This is a genomic window from Rhodopila sp. (assembly GCF_035548235.1).
GTDB lineage: Bacteria > Pseudomonadota > Alphaproteobacteria > Acetobacterales > Acetobacteraceae > Rhodopila.
In genome coordinates this window covers 1-5763 of sequence record NZ_DASZTJ010000240.1, presented here as the reverse complement: position 1 = coordinate 5763, position 5763 = coordinate 1, and the positions used below count along the sequence as shown (strand labels likewise).

4 protein-coding genes and 1 pseudogene are annotated in these 5763 nt (G+C 60.1%); 3 read left to right on the top strand and 2 right to left on the bottom strand.

Annotated features, from left to right (window positions below; genetic code table 11):
* Positions 1-223, top strand: a 223-nt coding sequence (locus tag VHB27_RS19515) for a hypothetical protein (RefSeq protein ID WP_325603655.1), incomplete at its 5' end; no start/stop codon positions are given.
* A 358-nt stretch (positions 224-581) separates the two neighbouring features.
* Here VHB27_RS19515 and VHB27_RS19510 read toward each other — a convergent pair.
* Complete coding sequence (locus VHB27_RS19510; protein ID WP_325603653.1) at positions 582-2276, bottom strand: AIPR family protein; 1695 nt, start codon at positions 2274-2276, stop codon at positions 582-584.
* 194 nt (positions 2277-2470) lie between these two features.
* On the opposite strand from VHB27_RS19510, the gene VHB27_RS19505 reads away from it, so the two are divergent.
* The gene (locus VHB27_RS19505) at positions 2471-3544 is read left to right on the top strand and encodes an amidohydrolase family protein (protein WP_325603651.1); all 1074 of its coding nucleotides are present in this window, start codon (positions 2471-2473) and stop codon (positions 3542-3544) included.
* A gap of 16 nt (positions 3545-3560) precedes the next feature.
* Positions 3561-4394, top strand: coding sequence for an amidohydrolase family protein (locus VHB27_RS19500; protein WP_325603649.1), 834 nt, complete (start codon positions 3561-3563; stop codon positions 4392-4394).
* Between the two features lie 145 nt (positions 4395-4539).
* On the opposite strand, the pseudogene VHB27_RS19495 reads toward VHB27_RS19500, so the two are convergent.
* Positions 4540-5763 (bottom strand): annotated as a pseudogene (locus tag VHB27_RS19495) (ribonucleoside-diphosphate reductase, adenosylcobalamin-dependent); the annotation flags it as partial.

Sequence of the window (5763 nt, the reverse complement as noted above, 5' to 3'; positions counted from 1 at the left end):
AGGATGGGCGTCCGGAATTTACCACGGTGCTGAATGTGAGCCAGGCGATGGGGTTTTAGGTGCCGGTGTTGCCGGACCGCCGGCGGGGGAATGGAGTATAGGCGAGTTGAACTACCTTATCAGATATCGAAATAGTTTCGTTAAAATGCCCAGTGGACTGATAAGAGTCTCTCCGAAAAATTCTATGCTAGATGGTGTAATTTCTGAACATGAGGCGTATTGATACAAATTGGATGAACGGGAGACGGCTCACAACACGGCTCGCAGATCTTGCGTCAAAATCTCGAAGCAGTCAGCAGCCAACCAAATGCCGGGTCATTGATAGACGGCAGACCATAGCCGCAAATCGTTTGGCATTGCCCGCCATTCAAAGCCGTAACGAACTACACACTGCACACAATCAAGCGTATAGTCTCGCTGCGGTGAATCCTCGATGACCAGCGCCCGATAGGGGACAACCAACGACCATTTATCGTCACTGACATTGGTGGATAAGGCTTACGATCATCGGTCATCCTTCCTGATTAGAGAAGGATTCAAAACCATCATGCAAACCATACATTTTTGTTAGCAAGTTCAATCTAATTGTTAATAATTTTTGCCGTTCGACAGACAGCGACAAGATCAGGAAGGGCCCTCTTCTCCAAACGCGCGATACGACTATTTATTTTGCTATTGATACGCTGAAAGAACTTAACCGAGCGCAACGTGCTTTTGAAGGAACCATACTCCTCACGGTCATAGGTATCGACGGCGGCGTCGTAGAACATGGTGGCCGCCATCTTGACGTATTTTCGAAGTGCGTTTGAGAATTCTACGCTCTTCATCCGCTCCAGAGTAATCTGCGAAGACTTCACATCCGAAAGTCGTTCCATCAATTTGTAAGCACAAAAGATGATCCAATAACCGCTTGCTACACCAAGCAATCCAGAATTCGTATCGTCGCCCAAACCGTCCACGAGCTTCTGCCGCTCCTCATCGGCGAAGCTTCCCGTCAACCATGCCAAGTATACCTCTGGAGTTTTGATTCCACGACGAAACAACTTTTGGTAGGGTTGGTCGAAAAGTGCTGCCTTATTGTCGATCGCCTGTATAAGGAAACTCTCCTGCGACGCCGCAAGATATTGCGTCACTTTATCCAATTCAATTATGGACGTATTCCGAGTCTTTCGGGCCCCCTCCTGTTTGGGAGCATAGTTAATATTTGATGCCGAAAACTCCCGACGTAACTGGTTCTGGATATCGTCAACAGCTCGTACCGTCCAGATTTTGACCGCGTTCTGGGAATTGTTATAACGAACAATCTCGTTTCGGAGCGTCGCCTTCGCCGCAATAACTCGTGCCAATACTTTTGCAGTCGGGCCAGCATCGGCACGCACAAGGCTTGAAGTTGTCTGGCAACCATTCACAATGCTGAACCGCTTGATCTCCAGAGTTGAAGAGGAGTCCTTAGCTTTCCCAGGTGTTGCAGTATCCGCCACAATCGTGATGCCATTGTTGAGCGCCCAGAAATTACCTGGATCCTCTTTGGCTGTCTTGATGATCTGCTCATTAATGCCCCCCTTTCGCGCGCCAATGAACAACCGTACATTGCCCGCGAATAGCCTATCTTGATAGATTGAATGGAGTCGTTTCAACTCGGCAGCGCTAATTGATCCAACCCAGGCGCGCCCATATGCTCCGCTATCTTCGAAATGAGCGCCGCTGAAATGTAGAATATCCTCCGGAATGCCAGCCTCTGAATCAACTAGACTCCGATAACGATTGATAATATCCTGCTGTGGAAAATAAAAATAATTGAAACCCTCATAAGCTTCTTGGCTTTCATGGGCCTTCAATGATGCCTCGATAGAGTCTGATTTTAGACCAAGCGTTATGAGACCAACGGAAACGGGGTAATCGGGATGAATCTTTCTAATTTCGAGAAGAGATTCTGCCAGATCGGGTCGTCCAGCATCTGATAAGCTTTCTGGATCTGCAACAAATGGAAGGGAAGCTATGAGCGCATCCCACTTGGACTTGGGGGTGATCTTCCTAAGATTTTGGGGACAGTGGGCCTGGATGACGATGAGCTCTTGGGAGGTCTCATCGGCGAAAGCAATGTCAATTCCCTGATCGTTTCCGCCATCTGCCGCTGCCGCTTCAAGCGCATCATCTTCATCTAGGCCAAAGAAGTTGATAGCGAACCAGGCGGCAAAAGCACGCTGACGGGAAATCTTCCCCCGAACCGCAAGTTCGTCAACGGACTTCAGGATTTCGTCTAACTCGGCGGCCAATTTCAGGATCCTTCTCTTCTTCCGGGACGTTCTCCTCAGTCCAGAAGTTGAGCTTGGACCAAGTATCGATATCACATAGGCGTGATGTCATAGGCGACACAAGCGAATTCGCGCTGACCAAGTGCCTCACCTACGCCTAGACTCCCCTCCCCAACCCGCGCCATCCTCCCCCCAACAACCACCAGGGGACGGAAATGCCACAACCCAAAGACAGCACCGGCACCTACACCGGCATCGTCTACCGCAAGGACGCCGACCTGAAGGCCTGGCTCGCCAAGCGCCCGCGCGAAGCCGCGCTCGAGCCCGACCTGCCGATCATCGACCCCCACCACCACTTCTGGGACACCCCGGCCCGCGGCACCTACTTCCTCCAGGACCTCCTCGCCGACATCGGCACCGAACATAAGATCGTCGCCACCGTCTTCCTCGAATGCCAGGCCATGTACCGCAAGGACGGCCCCCCCGAACTCGCCCCCGTCGGCGAGATCGAGTTCGTCAACGGCATCGCCGCCATGAGCGCATCCGGCAATTACGGCCCCTGCCGCGTCGCCGAGGGCATCATCGGCTGGGCCGACCTCGCGCTCGGCAGCCGCGTCAAAGAAACCCTGGAAGCGGAAATCGCGGCAGGAGGCGGACGCTTCCGTGGCATCCGCTACGGCGTGGCCTGGGACGCCGATCCGGTCGTGGGCGGCCATGCCTCCCGCCGCGTGCCGCAGCACGCCGTCATGGACAAAACCTGGCGCGAGGGCTTCAAGCAACTCGCGCCCCTGGGCCTCTCCTTCGAGTCGTGGCAGTATCATCCGCAACTACCCGACGCGATCGACCTGGCACACTCGTTCCCGGACACCACCATCATCCTCAACCATGTCGGCGGCGTGCTGGGCGTCGGCCCGTATCGTGGCAAACGATCCGAGGAACATGCCAAATGGCTCGCCAACATCAAGGAACTGGCGAAGTGCCCCAACGTCAACGTCAAGCTGGGCGGCGTCGGCATGACCTCCTTCGGCTTCGACTTCCATGAACGCGACACCCCGCCCGGATCGGAAGACCTGGCCGCCGCGTGGCGGATGTATATCGAACCCTGCATCGAGGCGTTCGGCCCGGACCGCTGCATGTTCGAAAGCAACTTCCCGCCCGACAAGCAGTCCGGCGGCTACACGGAACTGTGGAACGCCTTCAAACGGATTGCGTCCGGCGCGTCGACATCGGAAAAGACCGCCCTGTTCAGCGGCACCGCCGCCCGCGTGTACCGCCTGACCAAACCCTGAGACGGAGACCGAACCAATGCCCATCTACGATTCCCAGGTGCATTGCTACGAGAAGAACACCCCGGCCCGCCCCTGGGCTGCCCACCTGCACGGCCCGGAGGAAGTCACCGGCGACCAGATGGTCAAGGCCATGGACGATGTCGGCGTAGACGGTGCGATCCTGGTGTCTCCGTTCGCGCTGTATCGCTTCGACGCCAGCTACGCGCTGGAGGTCTGGAAGAAATACCCGACGAAGTTCGCCCTGGTGAAACCGGTCGATCCGACCGATCCCAAGGTCGCCGAGACCATCGCGGACTGGAAGGCGACGCCCGGCACGGTCGCCATCCGCATCATGCTGAACCGGGAGACCAAGGATCCGAACGACCCCGGCCTGCGCACCGTGCTGCAGGCGGCGGCGAGGCATGGGCTGCCGGTGAACCTGCTGGCCTGGGGCCGGCTGGAGCAGGCCAAGGCGCTGGCAGCGGCCAATCCCGACACGCAGTTGGTGATCGACCATATCGGCCTGCAGCAGCCGTTCGAGCCGCCCAAGCCCGCCGAACCCTGGGCCGACGTCCCGGCGGTGATCGCGCTGGCGCAGCACAGGAACGTCGCGATCAAGATCAGCGGCGCCGGCACGCTGGCGCAGCAGCCCTATCCGTATCCCGACATCTGGGACCCGCTGGCGCGCATCTTCGACGCGTTCGGCCTGGACCGCTGCCTGTGGGGCACGGACTGGACGCGGGCGGTGGCGTTCCTGACCTATAAGCAGGGCGTCGAGCCGTTCAAGCTGACCGACCGGCTGTCGGCCAGCGACAAGGCGACGCTGATGGGCGGGTCGCTGCGGCGCGTCTACAACTGGCCGCGGGGGTAGCCCCGGCGTCCCCTCGGCGCGTCTTTCCCGTCATGGCGGGCGCAGGCCCGCCATCCACGACTTTCTCGCCACTAACACCGGAAGTCGTGGACGGTCGGCCTTCGCCGACCATGACGGACAGGCGCCGGCGCCGCGCTCATCCCCCCTACTCGCACCTCGACCAGCCGCAATGCACGCAGCTCAGGCACCCGGCCTCCCGCACCAGCCCCGGCTGGCTGCAGCGGGGGCATAGCGGGCCCACCGCCATCGCCGGCGTGGCTGTCGAGGGGGCAACCAGGGATGATTTCGTCCCCAACGTCTCCACCGGCGCCAGGAACCCGATCTCGATCATGTGCCGCTCGATCACGTCGCCGATCGCGGCCACCAGGGACGGGACGTAGCGGCCGTTGCTCCATTGCCCGCCGCGCGGGTCGAACACCTGCTTCAACTCCTCGGCGACGAACGCGACGTTGCCGCCCCGGCGGAACACCGCGCTGATCATCCGCGTCAGCGCCACCACCCAGGCGTAGTGCTCCAGGTTCTTGGAGTTGACGAAGATCTCGAACGGCCGGACCACCCCGTCCAATTCGACGTCGTTGATGGTCACGTACATCGCGTGCTCGCTGTCCGGCCAGCGCAGCTTATAGGTCGCGCCGCGCAGCCGCTCCGCCCGCTCGATCAACGCCCAGGGGGTGGGAGCCGAACCCGGCGCGGGCGCGGGCGCCGCCACCGTCAGCACCGACCCGGTCACGTCGTTCGGCCGGTACGTCGTGCAGCCTTTGCAGCCGCTGCGATAAGCGTCCAGGTACACCGCCTGGAACGCCTCGAAACTGATATCGGCCGGAACGTTCACGGTCTTGGAGATCGCGCTGTCCACGTGCGTCTGCACCGCCGCCTGCATCCGCACATGCTCCGCCGGCGTCAGGTCCTGCGCGGTCACGAAATAATCGGGCAGCGGCGCATCGTCGCCGTGCAGCGCCCGGAAACAGCGCAGTGCGTGGTCCGATACCTCCTCTTCGATCCGCGTGCCGTCCGGCTGCAGCACCTTGCGCGTATAGGCCAGCGCGAACACCGGCTCCACGCCGCTGGAGACGTTGTCGGCCACCAGCGAGATCGTCCCGGTCGGCGCGATGGAGGTCAGCAGCGCGTTGCGGATGCCATGCCGCGCGATCGCGGCGCGCACGTCGTCGTCCAGGCCGCTGACGGTCTCGCCGGCCAGGTACGCCGCCCGGTCGAACAGCGGGAACGCCCCCTTCTCCGCCGCCAGCTCGGTCGAGGCCAGGTAGGCCTCCCGGCTGATCAGCCCCGCCCAATACGCCGCCCGCGCCGCCGCCTGTTCGGAGCCATAGCGCAGCCCGACCATCATCAGCGCGTCCGCCAGCCCGGTCAT

Coding starts and splice junctions, on each gene's coding strand:
- VHB27_RS19505 (WP_325603651.1), top strand. CDS start 2,471: ATGCCACAACCCAAAGACAGCACCGGCACCTACACCGGCATCGTCTAC.
- VHB27_RS19500 (WP_325603649.1), top strand. CDS start 3,561: ATGCCCATCTACGATTCCCAGGTGCATTGCTACGAGAAGAACACCCCG.